The organism is Terriglobia bacterium (assembly GCA_036496425.1).
In the GTDB taxonomy this organism is placed as follows: domain Bacteria; phylum Acidobacteriota; class Terriglobia; order 20CM-2-55-15; family 20CM-2-55-15; genus 20CM-2-55-15.
Genome location: DASXLG010000301.1, coordinates 1 through 17,738, shown reverse-complemented (window position 1 = coordinate 17,738; position 17,738 = coordinate 1). Strand labels below are relative to the sequence as shown.

Here is a 17,738-nt window from a genome sequence, read left to right as displayed (position 1 = left end):
AATAAAACGATCGATGCCGGAGTCTCCCGCGCCAGCAAGTTCACGCGTGACGCGGCGGGATGAATCCGGAGCTGAAGCGACTCGAACTCCAGAGCGCCGTCCCTGGCGATAACGATTTCGCCGTCGAGCACGCATCGGAGTGGGAATTGTGAGCGGATCGGCTCCAGCAGCTCCGGGAAATATCGATTCAGTGATTTTTCATCTCTGCTCTGAATCAGGATCTCGTCACCGTCGCGAAAGATCAGCGCGCGGAAACCATCCCACTTCGGCTCAAAGATCCAGTTGCCCGCAGACGGCAATTCGTCCGCACGTTTGGCAAGCATCGGAGCGATCGGCGGCTTCACCGGAAGATCCACACACCAATATTGGCATTTGCCGCGAATTACTTCCATGACGGAGAGGCATGGTGTGCGGGGGCGGTGTCGTTTCAACTCCTTGTACATTCCCCGCCTTTCCAAGGTGGGGTGCCCGAGCGATCAAACGTTAGACCCCTCGGGCGGGGCGGTTGTCAACGAACCGCGAAGCGCACCCTATTTTGCTTGAAGTTACTAACCGCCCCGTCTGCGCCGTTAAGGAATGGGACCATTTTATTAATGGCGCAGCCACCCCGCCTTGGAAAGGCGGGGAGTGGGGACAGTAACCCTCGCAGAATGCGATATTCGCTATTTCGATGCGAACGGCAACCTGTTATAAGACGACGATGCGGGACGAATATTGCCATGCAGAATGATTCCGTAGTTGCCTTCGTTCTTCCCTTCGCCCTGTACCTTATTTTTCTCGGGCTGCGAATTCCGCTCCACGCGGATGCAAAGCTGGAGTACTCGATACGGATTTGTGTTGTTTCCGCGGCAATCCTGGTTCTGTGGAGAAAAAAAGGCTCGTGGCGGCCAAACCTGCCGCTGTCGAGCATCGTGCTCGGAGTTGGAGTATTCGCGATCTGGATAATGCCGGATCTGGTCTGGGTTGGATACAGGAGTCACTGGCTCTTCCAGAACAGCCTGATGGGGAGGGCGGAAAGTTCCCAGCCACAGAATTTTTACGCGGACTGGTGGTTCTTGAGCCTTCGCGTCTTCGGTTCCATCGTCGTTGTGCCGATTATCGAAGAGCTGTTCTGGCGCGGCTGGCTGATGCGTTACATCATCGACGGAGACTTCCAGAAAGTACCTATAGGAACCTTCAGGCCCTTCGCCTTCATTGTAACGGCGCTGCTTTTCGCCTCCGAACACGGTGCTTTCTGGGACGTCGGGCTTGCAGCCGGCCTCGCCTACAATTGGTGGATTGTCCGAAGCCGCAACCTGACGGACTGCATCATCGCGCACAGCGTTACCAACGCCTGCCTCGCCGCGTATGTGATCGGGTTCCATCAATGGCAGTATTGGCTGTGAAGACGCCTGAAGGGATCTTCGCCAATCAGTCGGGCACGTAGGCAATGAGCATGCTGCGGTAGGCGCCGTAAAGGAACGCGGAAGCGTCGCCGAATTCCGCCTGGTATTGTTTGAGCGGGTTTCGCGCCGCGACGTCCTCGGGGCCGAGTCCCATGTTCATGTAGGCGAACATTTCGATATTCAGTTTCTGATAAATATCGTTCACACGCGCGATGTCGGCGCCTGTAATCAGTCGTCCCTCGGCTGGTATCACGCGGGTGTCAGGACGAACCAGTTTCGCAAGCCTTTCGAAGGCGCGCACCCGTCCGCCGAACCAGGCGCCGTTGCGGTAATCCAGAAGGGGCCATCGCTCCCCGGAGGCCACGCCGCCGGCGACCAGCAGGTTCTTTTCCGGGAAGTGTATATAAAGGTCTCCATCCGTATGTGCCGAAGGCAGGTAGGCGCAGTCGACCTGCTGCCCGGCAAACTGGAGCGAAAGGTCCTGGCGGATGGTCTTGGTCGGCCGCGCCACTTTGGGTAGTGGCGCCAACCTTCCCTCGAACGCCACGGAAGTCATTACCGTGTTGCTCAAGTACATCGCCGTCTTTTCCTGGGCGATGATGACGCCGCCGTCGCGGCCGACGGCTTCGTTCGCTCCGGTCTGCGCCGGATGCCAGTGCGTGTTGATGAGTGTGTTTATGCGGCTGTTGCCGGTTCGTTCCTTCACGGATTTCAGCAACGCATCCGCATTGGCTGCGAGTCCCCCATCGATCATCAGGGCGCCGTCTTCACCGTGCATCGCGACGACGTTGCAACCGGCGCCCTGGAAGAGGAAGAGGCCGCCGAGGTCTGTGACGGAAATTTGCGGGCCCACCTGCAGCGTGGCGGCGAAAGCTCGCGGGAACGCGCGGTCACAGACTGCGCCTACAGTGGCAAGCAGGCCTGTGTTTACAAAACAGCGCCGCGACAGTCGAGTCTTAGTTACTGACGGGTACGTGCGTATAGACGGGGTCATGTACTGCCGGTTCTCCTACGGGCCAGAGGTCGAGGTCGATGCCTTGGGGCGGACCCAGGACCGGCCAGTCGGGGTTTCGTTTGAGTTCAACCGTCGCGCCAAGCTGGCGCAGGAGCGCCGCCTCTTCCTTGTATTGTGGAGTCTGGAGGGCCATGAAAGCCATAAAACCGCGGGACTGCGCATAGTCGAGCGCGGTGAGCCCGTCCTGGTCTTTGGCATTCATGTCGATGCCCCACTCGGCGAGCTTCTTGATGACTTCTTTGTAGCGTTTGCGGACGGCGTAGTGCAGAGCCGAGCCGCCCCGGCTATCCTCGCGATGGTTGATCAGGGCGACGACATTGACGTCGGCGCCGGCATCGTGAAGCACATTGATGATCTCAAGGGCCTGTTTCTCCGGCGCTCGGCCTGCCAGCGTTGCCATGATTGCGGTCTGGCGGTCGGCCGTGATCAGGCTGGCATCCGCGCCGTGCGCCAGCAGCAGTTTGACGACCTCGAGGTCGGCGTTGTTCGCCGCACGGATCAGCGGCGTCGTCCCGCGGACATTGGTCGCACCTCTGACATTCGCCGGCTTGAAGAAAAGCTGCATGTTGGGATTCGCGCCGTGGTCGAGCAACATTTTGACGATGGCGATGCCGGTGGTCTCATTCAAAGGATCGATCGAGCCGTGTCCTCCGGACACCTGACTGTGGTTCCCGATCGCCGTGAACAGAGGCGACTCTCCGAACATATCCCATTGATCGATATTGGCGCCGGCTTCGATCAGCTGCTTCGCCAGGTCCCAGTTTGCATTCATGATCGCCAGCAGCAGCGGCGAAACGCCATCGGGATCCGGGAGGTTGATGTCCGCTTTGTGATCGACGAGGACTCTCACGCAGGCAAGGCAGTTCTCGCGCGCGGCATAGAGCAGAGGCGTGAATCCGCCGGAGTCCAGGTTCTTGGGACGGCCCTCGGCCGTCACATGGCGCTGATAGTCGCGATCGATCGACTGGGCATTGATGTCGGCGCCTTTGGAGATCAGGAACTGCATCATCTCCGGATGGCGGCGCGCCGACGCCCACATCAGCGCGGTCTGTCCTCCCCATTTCTCTTTGGCATCGACTTTGGCGCCGTGCTTGACCAGCAACTCCGCTGCAGCCACGTTCCCGGTTCTGGCAACGGCGAGCAGCGCGGTCTGGCCGTCAGGATTGGGCGAATCGGCATCGGCGCCGGCATCCAGCAGCAGCTTGATGATGTCCACATTACCGGCTTCGGCTGCAAGTCCCATCGGGCTCGCACCATAACTGTTCGCCTGGGACACGTCCGCGCCGGCTTTGAGCAGCCGCCGCACTTCAGCGGTGTTTTCGTCGTAGACCGCATAAAGCAGTGGCGTGCTGCCGTCGGCGGTCTTCTGCTGTGCGAACGAGGGGATCAGCCACAAAAAGCACAAAAGGCACAAAATGATTGGCGTTCTCTTCATCTACACCTCCGAGAACGGCCCGGTGCTGTCGGCGAAGCCCTTGAAGTCCTCTGCAGGCACTCCCGCGCGGTCGAGGATGGTGACCAGCAGATTCGAATGCGGCGTGTCCTGCGGATAGTGCAGGTGCTGGCCGCCCTTGACGCCGCCACGGCCGACAAGCATCTGTGGAAGCGGATCGGCGTCGTGGGCGTCGCTATTGGCCATATTGCTTCCGAACAGAATGATCGAGTGGTCGAGCACCGAACCGTCGCCATCGGGCATATTCCGGAGGCGCTCGGCAAACTTTGCAAAAACGGCGGTGTGATAATTCTGGATCAGCCGCAGGTTGGCAATTCGCTCGGGAAATCCGCCCCAGTGGGAGGTGGGATGGAAAGCTTCGCTGATACCCAGGTTCTTGTAGACCCGCATGCTGGCTTCCTTGACCATCCGCAGCGATGCCACGTTGGTCCGATTCGTCTGCCAGGCCAGCGCGAACATTTCGAACTGAATGTCGAGCTGCTCGCCGAAGTCTTCCGGCGCGCCCAGCGGCGCGTCCGGCAGACCAGTCAAAGTCGCCATGCTGGCCTCGAGCTTCTGCACGCGGGTCTCGACCTCGCGTACCGAGTCCAGGTAATCGGTGACGCGGGCGCGGTCCGCCGCGTCGAGCTTGCGGTTCAGGCTGGCGGTAGACTCCTTCACATAGTCCAGCAGGCTGTCCGTCGTTTTCAGGATGGCGGTGCGTTGCCGTTCGTTATCGCCCTGTCCGAACATGGTGTAGAAAACCTTGCGCGGATTGGTCTCCATGGGCAGCGGCTGAGTGGGCGTTTTGTACGAGATGTTGCCTCCCGGCTCGCCGCAAAGCTCCAGCGACGGCAAGGTGGTGTTTTTGCCCAGACGCCGCGCGGCGATCTGATCGACCGTTGTTCCGCGGCCGCTGGCGGCATTGCGATTCCGCGGCAGCACGCAGGATAACCAGGTTTCTTCGGTGTAGCCGTGCGGCGTGCCGCCTTCACCGGCTTTGTTGCGCAGACCGCTGATCACCGTCAGATAGGCACTCAGCGGTTCGAGCGGTTTCACGATATAGGGAAACTCGAAACCCTGGCCGACCTTCCTGGGCTGCCATTCGTCTTGCAGCGCGCCATGCGGAAAGTAGACGAAGCCCAGCCGCGTCTGAGGAACCGCGGCGGTCTGCGCCAGGGCCGTGCCGGCCGGGATCATTGCGTCCAGTAGCGGCAAGGCGATCGAGGCGCCGGCGCCTTTCAGCAGTGTGCGGCGAGACAAATGTTTTCGAGTCAGAAACATGGATCCGTTCCTCCAGGTCTTGATTTCAACAGGGTGTGTGAGCGACTCTTCAATTCTTCGCCACCAACCCCGCACTCTCCCGTTTCCGGAAAGCATCGCTTGAAATGATCCCGAGTACGATCGAGTCAAACCGGTAATCGTCCTTCGCCGCGCCGCGCACGATGCTGCGCACGGCGGGCATGTCGCTATAGTCCAGACTGCGGCCCAGCGCATAGGTCAGCAGATTCTCCGTAAACGCCTGAACGAACCGCTCGGGCCGCGCCACCAGCGCCCGCCGCAGGTCTCCGGGTCCCTTGATGGCGGTGCCATCCGGAAGCGTTCCGGAAGAGTCGATCGCCGTCAGCGTTTCCTGGTCATGAGTGCGATACTGAGCCACCGCGCTGAAGTTTTCCAGCGCGATCCCGAGCGGATCCATGACGCCGTGACATCCGAAACAGCCCGGCTTCGACCGGTGCGCCTCCATGCGCTCGCGCACGGTCTGCGCTTTTTGTCCCGGCCGGTTCTCCGTCAGCGTCGGAACATTCGGAGGCGGCGGGGCCGGCGGCGAACCCAGAATACGTTCCAGGATCCAGGCGCCACGCAATACCGGCGATGTGCGATTCGGATACGCGGTCAACATCAGGATGGCCCCTTTACCCAACAGGCCGTTGCGCGCGTCGTCCTCGAGGGTCACGCGGCGGAAGTGATCGCCCTTGACGTTTTCAATTCCATAGTGCTCGGCGAGACGCTCGTTCAGGAAAGTGTAATTGGCCGTCATCAGGTCCATGACGCTGCGATTCTCGAGCAGCACGCTCTCGATAAATAATCGCAGCTCTTCCTTGAACATCGCCCGGGGATCGAGCAGGCCGCTCGCCTGGGGGAACAGGCGATTGTCCGGACTGATCTCGTCCAGTTTGGCCACGTTGAGCCATTCGAAGGCGAAATCATCGACCAGCGACTTCGCTCGCGGGTCCGCAAGCAGGCGCCGCACCTGCTTCGCCAGCACGTCGGGTTGGCTGAGACGCGACCGGGTGGCCAGATCGAGGAGTTCCTCATCCGGCATGCTGCTCCACAGGAAAAAAGAAAGACGCGAAGCCAGCTCCAGATCGCTCACGGCGTGCGTCCCGACGGCGTTTCCCGATTCCGCCCGATAGAGAAAATGAGGGCTCGCCAGAATCGCCGTGACTGCATCGCGTATGCCGCGTTCGAAACCTCCCTGCGCATACCCCGACTTATAGAAGGCCATCAGCGGGCTGACATCTTCGTCGGTCACCGGACGGCGGAAGGCCCGCCGCGCAAAATTGCTGACGATTTTGCGCGCGCAGACGGCCTCGTCGGCTTTAGGTTGAGGTTTACAGATCAGGATGTTCTTCCGGCTGGCGGAGTCGCTCATGCCCGTAACGGTGAGAGGCCCCTTGATCTGAAACGCATGCACAGCCTGGATACGTTCCTGGCCGCCCTCGAGCGCAGCGGTGCGAATGCGCTCGTCGCTTTCCGCGAAGCTGCGATGTACAAAGGTCACCGTCACTTCATGCTGGCCGGCAGTGGCTTTGAATTTGATTTTCTTTAACCGGCTATTGATTTCTTCGACCGCCGGATCGAGACGCTGGTCGATCGCCTTATGGTCGGGTTCGCCGCCGATATTGGTGCGGTAGATTTCCTTGCCGTCCAGCAGGGCGACCACGGTGTTTTCGAACTCCATCCTCGGCACTTCCCGCGCGAGCGCCATGTCGCCGATAGAGAGTTCGTAGTCGCCGTCGACCGGGAAAGTATGTTTGACGCTGAGGCCGCCGCGCGTCCCTATGGGCATCCCTTCAATATGATGCTGCTGCTTGCCGGTGCCGGGAGCGCCCTTGGGAGACAGTGAAATCACCATGTCCGCAATGTCGCCGTAGGTGGTCGTTACGGGAGGGGTCTCTGCGTCGCCCATGGCCTGACGCGCTATGTCGCGGGCGGCAGCGACATACTGGTCGACGAAAGCCGCCGAGACCTGCAAGCCGGCGGCATTGTTGTCGAAGTTGCCTTTGCGGTCGTCGAGCGGCAGCAATTTATCCGCTTCAATCGTGATGCCAAGCAAGTCGCGTATGACGTACGCATACTCTCTGCGATTCAAGCGGCGCATGGTGACACGGCCAGGCTGAGGATCGGTAGCCCCGGCATCGATCTTTTTCTCGAGCCACGAGATCAGCTCCACGACAGACTGGCCGTCCGGATGCTTCGCGCCGGGCGGAGGCATGAGACCGCCACGAAGCTTGCGTATCACGGCTTCCCACGTCTTCGCATCCTGAGGAACCCGTTCGGGCGACAGCGAATCCAGGGCCAGACCGCCGACCTTGGCCTTGCTGTTATGGCAACCCAGGCAGTAGTTCTGGACGACGCCCCAGGGTCCCTGCTCCGGACCAGCTTGCGCCGCCATCAACGTGACGCCGCTCAGCGCCACGCACAGGGTCACTAAAGCAACAAGTAAGCTTGGTCTTTCTTTCATAATTTCAACGATTTACTCGCTAAATTCTTCCATATTTGCGCGATATTTCAGAGAAATTAATGATGGGCTTAGCATAAAAAATCGGTCAGATGGACATTCCCCGCCTTTCCAAGGCGGGGTGGCTGCGCCACTAATGAAATGGTCCCGTTCCTTAGCGCAGACGGGGCGGTTAGTAACTTCCATCAACCCAATAAGGATCGCTGCGCGGTTCCATGATAACCGCCCCGCCCTCGCGTTCTAACGCTTTGATCGCTCGGTCACCCCGCCTTGAAAAGGCGGGGAATGTCCATGCCACGTATCTGGTGTCCTATCAGTTGGAAGACTGAAGACCGAGGGCCGCGGGCGTTGGAAGAATGTTTTGGCAGTGCCCCTTCTTTTATGCGCACGGCTCAGCCGGCGTACAGCCAGCGGGCCAGGTCGCGGTTGTATTGGAACTCCTCCGGCTTGAGTTGGACGTTCGCGTTGTAGATCACCAGCGGCACATCCATTTCGTGCAGCGAGCCGTGGGTGCGATACTCCGCCGCAAGCGGCTCGGAAGGCGCATCGAGCTCGCCGAAGACGGTATCGCGATCGCCGAGCACGATCAGGTCTCCAATGCGTGAGGCCATCAGATGAAAGCGTTTGGCCGCTTCGCTGCGCGTCAACACGCTTTCGACGCCGTCGATGCCGGTCAGGACCCTGGCTACGGAGTCGATATCACGTGGTGTCTTGCAATACACGTATGCCACCCCGCCGTAACCGCTATGGTGTTTGAGATATCGATCGCGTTCCGCGGAAATAGCGATCCGGATCGGCTCGCCGTGCTGCGCGCAAACCTTCTCCAGATCCCAGCAGCGCGACTTATGGTTCATACCGTGATCGGCGGTGAGCAGGAACGCAGCGTCCGGCGCGGCGGCTGCCGCTTCAGCGAAGAGTTGATCCAGTCGCGCGAGATGCTCCCTGGATTCGACGGCCTCGGGAGGCCAGGTGTGCATGGGGTAGTCGGTCGTGTGCACATACAGGCAACCCAGGTCGCGGCGATTTTTGAGCAAATCGATGGCGGCGGTCATCAGCCAGTAATTGATCTCGCGGCTGTAGATTCCCGCCGGGGGGCCGAGCCGCCGCACCCATTCCTGGGACGGCTCCTCAGCCGTGAGAACCAGATCGGCGCCGGCCGGCAGCAGTGTGGTTGTCTTCTTCTTGGAGGACAGCAGAGCCGATTTGACGCCGTGCTTCCGGGCTCGCTGAAAGAGCGTGGGCGCGAGCAGCAGGTCGGCGCTCTCCATATATTCTTCGCGGCCAGAGCGTTCGTCGAAGTACGAATTGCCGGTGATGCCATGCTGATCGGGCCACACGCCGCAACAGATGGAAGCATTGTTGGTGTTGGTGACCGACGGCATGGTGGCCCGGACGCGGCGGAAAAGCCCCTGGCGGCGCCATGCAGCGAGCGCCGGCATGTGGCTCTTCTCCATGTATTCGAGACCGAAGCCATCGCACATGATCACCACTGCGCGCTGCGGCGGCCGCTGGGCGAACGCAGGAGCGGAGAGCAGCGCCGCGCTCGAAGCAAGAAACTCCCGGCGCGAAAGCCAGGAGGGTTTCATATCGTGTCCTCCTCAGAAATTGTGCGTGATGACGCCGGCAGGTGTTGTTAATTTATCTGAAACATTTGATAAGTACGCTGTGACGGATGTTCGGAAAAACTGCGATCTGGTTGGTCCTGGTTGTTACGGTCGCTACCCTTGCGATGGCGGTGCCGCAGGAGTTGCCCGACGGCGAAGGTAAGAAGCTCATCGCAGAGCGCTGCGCCGGCTGTCACAGCCTGAAACCGGTGCTCAGCCTGAAGCAGAGCCAGGCGGCCTGGAAAGAGCTGGTCGTCAAGATGGTGGGATACGGTGCTCCGTTGGACGAGAAAGAAGTGGATGTTGCAACCGGGTATCTGACGAAGTACTTCGGTCCCGGGAATTCGGCTGCGGCCGCAAAACCGGATAGTCCCGAGGAGAAGATAGCCAGGAGGTACATCGAAGGCATTTGCTCCTCCTGCCACGACGCCGGCCTGGTCCGCGCTACAAAGGCGACGAAGGAAGGGTGGTTCGACATCGTCACGAGAATGAACGGCATGGATGCCGGTGTATCCGCGCGAGATGTCGACGTCCTGGTGGATTACCTGGCGAGTAAGTACGGGCCTTCCAAATGAACATGACTCGTGCCTGACCCCCTCGCCGCCTACGGCGGCTGTCCCCCTCTGAGAGTGGGACAGTCAACAGTCACTGTCCCCCTGATACAGGGGGAACAGCCGCCGCGAAGCGGCGGCAGGGGGTCGCTCACACACCATGTGGAAGTCTTACCCCACAATCTGCGGAATCAATTCGCCGGAGACGTCGGTTAACCGCATATCGCGGCCATTGTATCGATACGTCAGCCTTTTGTGTTCGAGGCCCAGCAAAGCCAGTATCGTGGCATGCACGTCATGATAGGAGATCGGCTGATGTTCCGCCTTGTAGCCGATTTCGTCAGTCGATCCGATGGACTGGCCGCCCTTGATTCCTGCACCTGCCATCCAGACCGTCATCGCGCCCGGGTTATGGTCGCGTCCGACGCCATTCTCGGAGAGCGGCATCCGGCCGAATTCGGAGTGCCAGAGCACCAGAGTGGAATCCAGCAGACCATGCGCCTTCAGATCTGTCAGCAAGCCTGCGATGGGCAGGTCGGTTTCCTTGGCATGGAGCGAATGGTTCTCCTTCATATCGGCGTGAGCGTCCCAGGTATCCTTATTCTGGACACCCAACCCTCCTGAAAAGAGCTGCACGAAACGGACGCCGCGCTCGATCAGACGCCTGGCCATCAGGCATTGCTTGCCGAAGGGTTCGGTGATTTTTTCGTCCAGTCCGTAAAGTGTTTTAGTGGCGGCCGACTCTCGGTTGATGTCGATGGCTTCCGGCGCGCAGCCCTGCATCCGGTATGCGAGTTCGTAGGAGGAGATCCGTCCCGCCAGCTCCGAACTGCCGGGATAGCGGTCGGCGTGCAGCTGGTTCAACCTCGCCAGCATGTCGAGCCGGAGGCGCTGCTGCTCCGCAGTCACGCCGGCCGGCCGCTTCAAATCGACAATCGGATTGTCGGCGGCTCCGAATGGAGTGCCCTGAAACGTTGAAGGCAGGAAGCCCGACATCCAGTTGTTTGATGCGCCGAGCGGGCCGCCGCGCGCGTCCTGCAGGACGATGAATCCGGGCAGGTTCGCATTTTCCGACCCGAGGCCGTAGGTGATCCAGGATCCCATACTGGGATAACCCATGCGGAGCTGACCGGTCTGCATCTCGTAGGTCGATTGCACATGGTCGTCGGACCTTCCCCAGACCGAGTGCAGAAATGCAATCTCGTCGACTTTCGAGCCGATGTTCGGAAAGATTTCCGAAACATCCTTTCCACATTGTCCATACTTGCTGAATTTGAAAATGCCCGGCATGATCGGACCCGGCCGGCCGTCGTGGACGCGGACATCGCCGGTCAAAACCTGGCCGGCGTATTTTTCCGCCGCAGGCTTGTAGTCAAAGGTCTCCATCTGGCTGACCCCGCCGGTATTGAAGATCGAGATGACGGCTTTCGCGCGAGCCTTGAAATGCGGAGGCTTGGGCGCAAGGGGGTTTACGCCGACGGGAGACGCCGCACAAATGTCGGTTGCAGCCGTCTGCTGGCCGGCAAGCAGTTTTTGATCGTGGAGCATTTGAGCGAGGGCCAGCCCCGCGATGCCGCCACCGGACTGAAACAGAAAATCGCGCCGATTCCAGATATTTTTCATTTCGATTACCTCGTGTATACGAATTCGCTCAGATTGAGCATGACGTTCGTGAAGTCCACCAGCGAACCCGACCCGATCATATCGGTCGCCAGTGACAGTTCCGTGGCTGTCGGCGGCCGCGTCAGCGCGATCCGGTAGGCCAGATCGATCTGCTTGCCGACGTCATCGCCCGCTTCGTTTTTGATCCGGTCCGCGAACAGTTGTGCCTGGTTGAGGACGAAATCATCGTTCATCAGCTGCAGCGCCTGCGTCGGTACCGTCGATACGTACCGGGCGCCGAAAGACTGGCTCATATCGGGCAAGTCGAAGACCTGCAGCATAGGATTCGGCAGCGTGCGCTTGGCATATATATAGATGCTTCGGCGCCAGACGTTGGGGGCGTCGTCCTGATTTCTATAGATGCCGCGAAACAGCGACTTGATAAACGATTCATCGACGTGCGGGAAGACCGCGGGGCCGCCCATCGTCAAATCGATAGAGCCGGCAACGGACATGATGTTGTCGCGGATGATCTCTCCGTCGATTCTCTGAATGCGGTACCGCCACAGGTAGGTGTCTTCGGGATCAGTCTTCGCGCTGGCGGCGTCGCTGTAGTCCGATGACATTTGATAGGCTTCCGAAGTCATGATGAGCCGCTGCATCTGTTTAATGCTCCAGCCCTTCTTCACGAATTCCACGGCCAGCCAATCAAGCAGCGCCTGATTGGTGGGCTGCTCGCCCATCTTGCCGAAATTGTCCAGCGTGGGGACGATTCCTTTTCCAAAATGGTTTTCCCAGATCCGATTGACGATCACCCTGGCGGGCAGCGGATTGTCTGGCGAAATCAGCCATTCCGCCATCGCCAGCCGGCGTCCCGATGTCCGTCCGTCAGCGGGTGGAAGTTCGGTAGGTGGATTTCCATTCGTGAGCACGGTGAGAAAACCGGGCTTGGTTGGATATGCCTTGCTGTCCGGATCGCCGCGCATCAGGAAGAACGACGGCGGGACCTTGTAGTTCGCTTTACCGGGTCCCAACTCGAGGAATTTCCCGGCCCCGACATACTCCTGTTCGCATTTCGGACAAGCGCCATCGTTACGGTCGCCGTAGCCCAGCCCGACGCTGCGCCAATCGCCATCGGTAACAATCGATGCCATCGGCACCGGTTTCGGCCTTTCCGCATTAAGAGCGGCGATCTGATCGTTCAGCGCTTTCTTCTTCGCCGCGTCTTCGGGAGTCATGATCTTGTCGACATCGGCCGAGCGAACGCCCCTGTCGAGCACCTGGATTGCGGTTAACTTCTCGCCGGGCGTCCGTTCGCTCTCCGGCTTCTCGACCGCGCGAACCACCTCCGGCGGATACTTCTTGCGGATCTCTTCCAAGGCGAGCTTATCGTGGTAAGGCTTGTCGATTTTGTCGATCTCATCCTTTAGATCTGCACCCTTCTCCTCGATTTCGGTGATCTTTCTCATGTAGGCATCCGCTTGCTCGCGTGGTCCCAGCGGATATTCGACCTCCACGTAACCGAAGATCGACGCTTCCATCGCGTAATAATCCTTCATCAGGATCGGATCAAACTTATGATCGTGGCAGCGCGCACATTGCAGGGTCAGTCCCAGCACGCCCTTGCCGACCGCGCCAAGCACATCGTCCAGGTAGTCGTAGCGCCGTGCGGGATTGGCGTGTTCATGATTGCGAACGCGGGGACCCGCGCGCAGGAAGCCGGTGGCGATCAGGCTGTCATCGGTCCGGTTGGGCATCTCATCGCCGGCGATCTGTTCCTTTATAAATGTGTTGTAGGGCTTGTCGTCATTGAAGGACTTGACGACGTAGTCGCGATATCGCCACATGTTCGGCTGATCCGTGTCGTTCTCATAGCCGCTCGAGTCTGCATAGCGGGCTGCATCCAGCCAGTGGCGGCCCCAGCGCTCGCCGTAGTGCGGCGATGCGAGCAACTTGTCGATCAAGCGTTCCCAGGCGCCCGGAGCAGTGTCTTTCATGAAGGCGTCGGTTTCTGCAGGCGTAGGCGGCAGACCGATCAAGTCCAGATACGCGCGCCGAAGCAAGGTGAGCCGGTCGGCCTTGGGCGCCGCCTTCAAATCCTTTTCCTCGCGGGCCTTTTCCAGAAAGTGGTCGATGGGATTCGAGAACTGCCGCGCAACGGCGGGAACCGGCGCCTGTACAGGCGGCCTGAAGGCCCAGTATTCACGGGCGCTGGCAGGGAGCTGGACGTTTTGCAGATTCGCGAACGCGGTGGCCGGGTCGGGCTGAGTCTTTGCCGCGACGGCGCCGGTATCCCAGTGAGCGCCCGAATCGATCCAGTTCTTGATCGCGGCGATCTGCTCGTCCGTAAGTTTATTGCCGTTCAGAGGCATCGCCGGCTTATCCAGACCGGCGACCATGCGGTAGAGCCGGCTATCCTCTGCCCGGCCCGGTACAATGGCGGAGCCGCGCGCGCCACCGCGCAACGCGCCGTCGAGAGTGCTCAAGTTGAGCCTGGAACTCTGTATCGACTGGCCATGACAGCTCAAACAGTTTTGCTCGAGTATCGGCTGGATGTCTTTGCTGAAGGACACCGGCGCCTGAGCATGTGACGGCGTCACACTTCTGTTGAAGCTGACTGCGCACAGACAGATCAAACATACCAAAACAAGTCTCTTGGTCAAGTCGTCCTCCTCCGGTAATGAACTGCGGGGAATCGTATCGATACGCGGTTACAACGTAACTGCTTCTGTGTGATTTTTATGTTTAAACCTTGTTACAACGTGGACGAATGGTCATCAGTAGCGAATGCGCGTCATCGTTCCCGTTGCAGGCACGACGATGAACAGGTTGTCGTACTCGTTGTCCGCAATCGCCACATCAACGCCGACGAGCGCTTTGAGAATCGCAGGCAGCGTGTTCGAGTGACCGACGACGAGCACGACGTCATTCGGATGCGACTTGATCTTGGCGATGAGCAGAGCGGTGTCTTTCGAGCCAACCTGCTCGACCGCAACGCCAGTCTTCACGGCCAGCGGCTTTGCCGTCTCCTGGGTGCGCTTGAACTCGGTCGCGAAAATGTCTTTCACGCCGGCCTCAGCCAGCATCGCTACGAGTTTTTGCGCGCGCGCCTCACCTGCAGCGGACAACGACGGATCGGTCTGGGCCTGCATGCCCGCATCCGCGCGCTCGGCATGACGAACGACGAAGACCAGTTTCTGCGCGAATGCGGCCGACGGCATGAGCAGCACGGCTGCGGCTAGCGCGCTGACGATCACCACCCGTTTCATGCGCGTAACACCCTTTTGGCTATTTCTTATTTTCGGGAAGGGCGCTGCTCTCGCTCAGGAAGAGCCGCGACCCGTCTGGAAGAACGAAATTGCGGCCGACTGCCTTGTTCGTGCCTTCCTTTGCCTGGTAGGCTTCAATCGTCAACTCGGTTCCGACTTTGACGGTGTACTTGGTAACGCCGAGGCGTATCAATGTATTCGGGCTGCCGCCTTCGATCATCCATTCGGTGACCGTGCCGTCCGGGTTTTTCACGTCGATATGGAACCAGGAGTGAGGGTTGATCATTTCCCACTTGGTGAAAGTGCCCTTTAACGTCAGCGGTCTGTTGATGTCAAATTCCGACGAAAATGCGTGATGTGCCCATAACGGCAGTGCGGCCAGCATTAAACCAGCTCCAAGTAATGTAACGAGCTTTGCGCGCATTATTGGTTTCCTTTCTTTGCAGCAGCCTCGGCCGCTTTTTTCTCGTCACGGCGAGCGGCTGCGAGCATGTTCGACATGCTGTAGTTTCCTTCATTACAGGCGTGCTCGAATATGGGCCCCACGCCCTTGGTGACCGGCATTTCTGCTTTCCACGGCTGGGTCCACGTGTGCGGGTCCTCAACCGTGAATTCATACTTCATCGTGTCTTCGCCGGTGCGAGTCAGGCGTTCGGTTAGTTTTAGATCCCGGCTGCCTCCCTGGAAGGCAACTTTGTCGTTAAAGTTCGTGGTTTCGATAACCAGCGTGTTCCCTTCCCAGTGTCCGCGCGAATCGCCCAGCCATGACCGGACGCTTTGCGGCGCGTGGGGACGGCCGTCCATCGGTATGACGCGAGTTTCATGAAGTTCCTCGACGAGAATCATCACGTATCCCGGGCCCTGGACGATCTGATAGTTGTTGTTGTAGGCAGGAGGAATCATGGGGATCGCGCCCATGTAGATACAGCGCGTAGTTGTCGAGAGATTCTCGGCCTGATCGTATTGAGCGCCTTGCTTGCGCTTTTGCGCCGCCAGGTCGGCAGCGCGTTTTTTTCCCTCTTGCGTCATCGGAGGAATTCTTCCGTCGGTTGGGTCGGTGATCATTGATGTTCGCAGATTTGGCGTCAGCTTGCCCTGGGTCCTGTCCAGCCCGAATTGCGAGTGGTCGTAATGGACATCCTCAACCGTTCCCGGCGTGGCCTCCTCACCGTCACGCTCAGCCTGCTTCTTCAGCGCGTCGAAGAATTCCTCTTTCGTGTAGGATTCTTTCGTAACGCCGCCGGGTCTTTGCAACGGCGTCATGGTGTTATTGGTCCAGTAGCCTTGCAGGTCTGGCTGCTCGTCCGGCGTTTTGCCAACGGCCCATGGCTTGGCTTCGGCTGAAGGGGCTGGGGCGACATTCAAAGCGTTAGTCCCCAACTTTAGTTGACCGGCAGCAGGCGAAGGCATCAGGAACACAGCGATGAGTATCAGAGCGAGAATCGCGCCCGGCGGCGCGATCAGTCGTTGGCTCATTAATTGATGTCTGCGCCCTATCGGGCTTGCATTCGCTCCGCTCATGTGAACCTCCTATTTGGGTGGGACCTTAGCCAGTTTTCCATAGAGGACCTCCTCGGAAAATTCCACACACTTATCTTCGAGTATCTGGGCATTCTTTTCGACGATGCGGTACAGCGGCATGCTGATCTTCCAGGGGCGCGTGAACACTTTGGGATCTTCGATGGTGGCTTCATAGTTCAGGTGATCTTTGTCCGCCGCTGTGAAGCGCTCGACAACATGTAAGGCGTCGCTGTGATAATTGCCGGCTCTGTCGAACCAGCTCAGGTCGTTGAAATCGGTCGTATCGACAACAAGCGTTTCCCCCTCCCAGTGGCCATTGGACCATCCCATCCAACTGTCCGCAGGGGCGTCGCTATGATTCATGTAAACCGTTCGCACAGCGCCGGCGTATTCAAAGGCCATCATGATGTGCTGAGGGCTCGTGATGATCTGAAACGGGTACGGCATATACATGGCGCGCGGCACGCCCGGCAGATAGCATTTGATTTCCGGATCCCGGTTCATCCGATCGGCGAAGTTTTCCTGCTTTTTCTGGAGCGCCTCCGGCTTGTAAGGAATAGGACCAGCCTCAACCACGCCCAGCCCGGGCGGGACTGAGAATTCCGCACCGAGCTGCCAGAGTGGACCTGGCGCTGCGCCGTGTCCCTCGATGTCCCAATTTGCCGAGTTCACGGCCTGCCAGATTCCATTCAAATCCGGTTTGCCGTCCTTGGTCCGCGGGGCCCGATACGGCTGGGCCTGCGTCTGTGCGTGGTATGGCGTGGGCGTCAAGATCAAAGCAATCAAGACGCCCAGGCCGGCAAAACCCGCGATCGTGTTCCTGTAGCGATTTCGCATTTGCGTTTAGAACGTGAAGCGTCCGCTGATCTGAGCGATACGCGGAGTATTCTTCTGGGTGAGAGTGTGATAGCCGAAGTTGGTATCCGCCACAGCGGTGTCCGGACCGGTAAAGATCACATGGTTCAGCGCGTTAATCGCCTCAAGACGGATCGTGAAAGCCATGCTTTCCCGGATTTGGACTTTTTTCTGAAGAGACAGGTCGACGTTTGTTAAGGCTGGATTTCGCAGAGCCGACATGAACCGCGGAGCGTTCCCGAAGGCATACGTCCCGGTCTGTTTAAATGCATCGGGGTTGAAATCGGACAGCTGTCCCGCAGAATTGGTTACCCTCGTCGTGACCGGTGCACCGGTCAGCGTCGGGCGCATCGCTGCAGCGGTGCTGAGAGAAGCCGACTGTTGCGGCGATGAGAGGGAAAGGGGTTGACCTGAGCTGTACTGGTAGGTGCCGCCAAGATCCCAGCCTCCAAGGGCATTTCCGAGCCACCCGTGGTTGAGAAATTGCCTTTGCGGACCCCAGGGAAGCTGGTACAAGCTGCTCAACCGTACAACGTTCGGCTGATCCAGAGCGGCGATAGACCGCTCGCAGCGATGACAGCCGTTGTCCTGAATACTGCTGCTGGTGCCGGACTCCCCGATATCATCGATACTTTTGCTGTGGGTATAGCCGAGGAGTAAAGAGAGACCCTTACTGAGCCGGTGCTCCACTGTCAGCTGGAAGGCATGGTAGCTCGAGTGTCCCCAGGGGCTGTTCGTCAATGTAAAACTCCCGAACTG

General features: G+C 59.2%; 15 protein-coding genes. 2 read left to right on the top strand and 13 right to left on the bottom strand.

The window, feature by feature from the left end; translation table 11 throughout:
• Positions 1 to 356 (bottom strand): ATP-dependent DNA ligase (locus tag VGK48_21805; GenBank protein ID HEY2383819.1); only part of this gene is annotated, 356 nt, incomplete at its 3' end.
• A gap of 363 nt (positions 357 to 719) precedes the next feature.
• Here VGK48_21805 and VGK48_21800 point away from each other — a divergent pair.
• Positions 720 to 1,385, top strand: a complete 666-nt coding sequence (locus VGK48_21800) for a CAAX prenyl protease-related protein (GenBank protein HEY2383818.1) — start codon at positions 720 to 722, stop codon at positions 1,383 to 1,385.
• A gap of 25 nt (positions 1,386 to 1,410) precedes the next feature.
• On the opposite strand, the gene VGK48_21795 is transcribed toward VGK48_21800, so the two are convergent.
• The 5 genes from VGK48_21795 to VGK48_21775 form a co-directional block, all read right to left on the bottom strand.
• Entirely contained in the window at positions 1,411 to 2,238 is an 828-nt protein-coding gene (locus VGK48_21795; GenBank protein HEY2383817.1) for an MBL fold metallo-hydrolase, read from the bottom strand.
• Between the two features lie 103 nt (positions 2,239 to 2,341).
• Positions 2,342 to 3,835: an ankyrin repeat domain-containing protein gene (locus VGK48_21790; GenBank protein ID HEY2383816.1), complete on the bottom strand. Its 1,494-nt coding sequence runs from the start codon at positions 3,833 to 3,835 to the stop codon at positions 2,342 to 2,344.
• Entirely contained in the window at positions 3,836 to 5,116 is a 1,281-nt protein-coding gene (locus tag VGK48_21785; GenBank protein ID HEY2383815.1) for a DUF1552 domain-containing protein, read from the bottom strand.
• A 49-nt stretch (positions 5,117 to 5,165) separates the two neighbouring features.
• Positions 5,166 to 7,580, bottom strand: coding sequence for a DUF1592 domain-containing protein (locus tag VGK48_21780; GenBank protein ID HEY2383814.1), 2,415 nt, complete (start codon positions 7,578 to 7,580; stop codon positions 5,166 to 5,168).
• Between the two features lie 389 nt (positions 7,581 to 7,969).
• Positions 7,970 to 9,163, bottom strand: a complete 1,194-nt coding sequence (locus VGK48_21775; GenBank protein ID HEY2383813.1) for an alkaline phosphatase family protein — start codon at positions 9,161 to 9,163, stop codon at positions 7,970 to 7,972.
• Positions 9,164 to 9,249: 86 nt separating this feature from the next.
• On the opposite strand from VGK48_21775, the gene VGK48_21770 reads away from it, so the two are divergent.
• Complete coding sequence (locus VGK48_21770) at positions 9,250 to 9,756, top strand: hypothetical protein (GenBank protein ID HEY2383812.1); 507 nt, start codon at positions 9,250 to 9,252, stop codon at positions 9,754 to 9,756.
• A gap of 147 nt (positions 9,757 to 9,903) precedes the next feature.
• Here the strand turns inward: VGK48_21770 and VGK48_21765 are convergent, their stop codons facing one another.
• The 7 genes from VGK48_21765 to VGK48_21735 all read right to left on the bottom strand — a co-directional run.
• Positions 9,904 to 11,355, bottom strand: coding sequence for a DUF1501 domain-containing protein (locus tag VGK48_21765; protein ID HEY2383811.1), 1,452 nt, complete (start codon positions 11,353 to 11,355; stop codon positions 9,904 to 9,906).
• Positions 11,356 to 11,360: 5 nt separating this feature from the next.
• Positions 11,361 to 13,997 carry a PSD1 and planctomycete cytochrome C domain-containing protein gene (locus VGK48_21760; protein ID HEY2383810.1) on the bottom strand — a complete coding sequence of 879 codons (2,637 nt, stop codon included), beginning with the start codon at positions 13,995 to 13,997 and terminating at the stop codon, positions 11,361 to 11,363.
• A 114-nt stretch (positions 13,998 to 14,111) separates the two neighbouring features.
• A complete protein-coding gene (locus VGK48_21755; protein HEY2383809.1) occupies positions 14,112 to 14,603 on the bottom strand; it encodes a phosphoglycerate mutase family protein in 492 nt (163 codons plus the stop codon).
• A 19-nt stretch (positions 14,604 to 14,622) separates the two neighbouring features.
• Complete coding sequence (locus VGK48_21750; GenBank protein HEY2383808.1) at positions 14,623 to 15,027, bottom strand: DUF6152 family protein; 405 nt, start codon at positions 15,025 to 15,027, stop codon at positions 14,623 to 14,625.
• Entirely contained in the window at positions 15,027 to 16,079 is a 1,053-nt protein-coding gene (locus VGK48_21745; GenBank protein HEY2383807.1) for a hypothetical protein, read from the bottom strand. The genes VGK48_21750 and VGK48_21745 overlap by 1 nt, the downstream gene beginning before the upstream one ends.
• Positions 16,080 to 16,133: 54 nt before the next feature.
• Entirely contained in the window at positions 16,134 to 16,961 is an 828-nt protein-coding gene (locus tag VGK48_21740; GenBank protein HEY2383806.1) for a hypothetical protein, read from the bottom strand.
• 6 nt (positions 16,962 to 16,967) lie between these two features.
• The coding region (locus tag VGK48_21735; GenBank protein ID HEY2383805.1) for a hypothetical protein at positions 16,968 to 17,738 on the bottom strand (771 nt) is incomplete at its 5' end.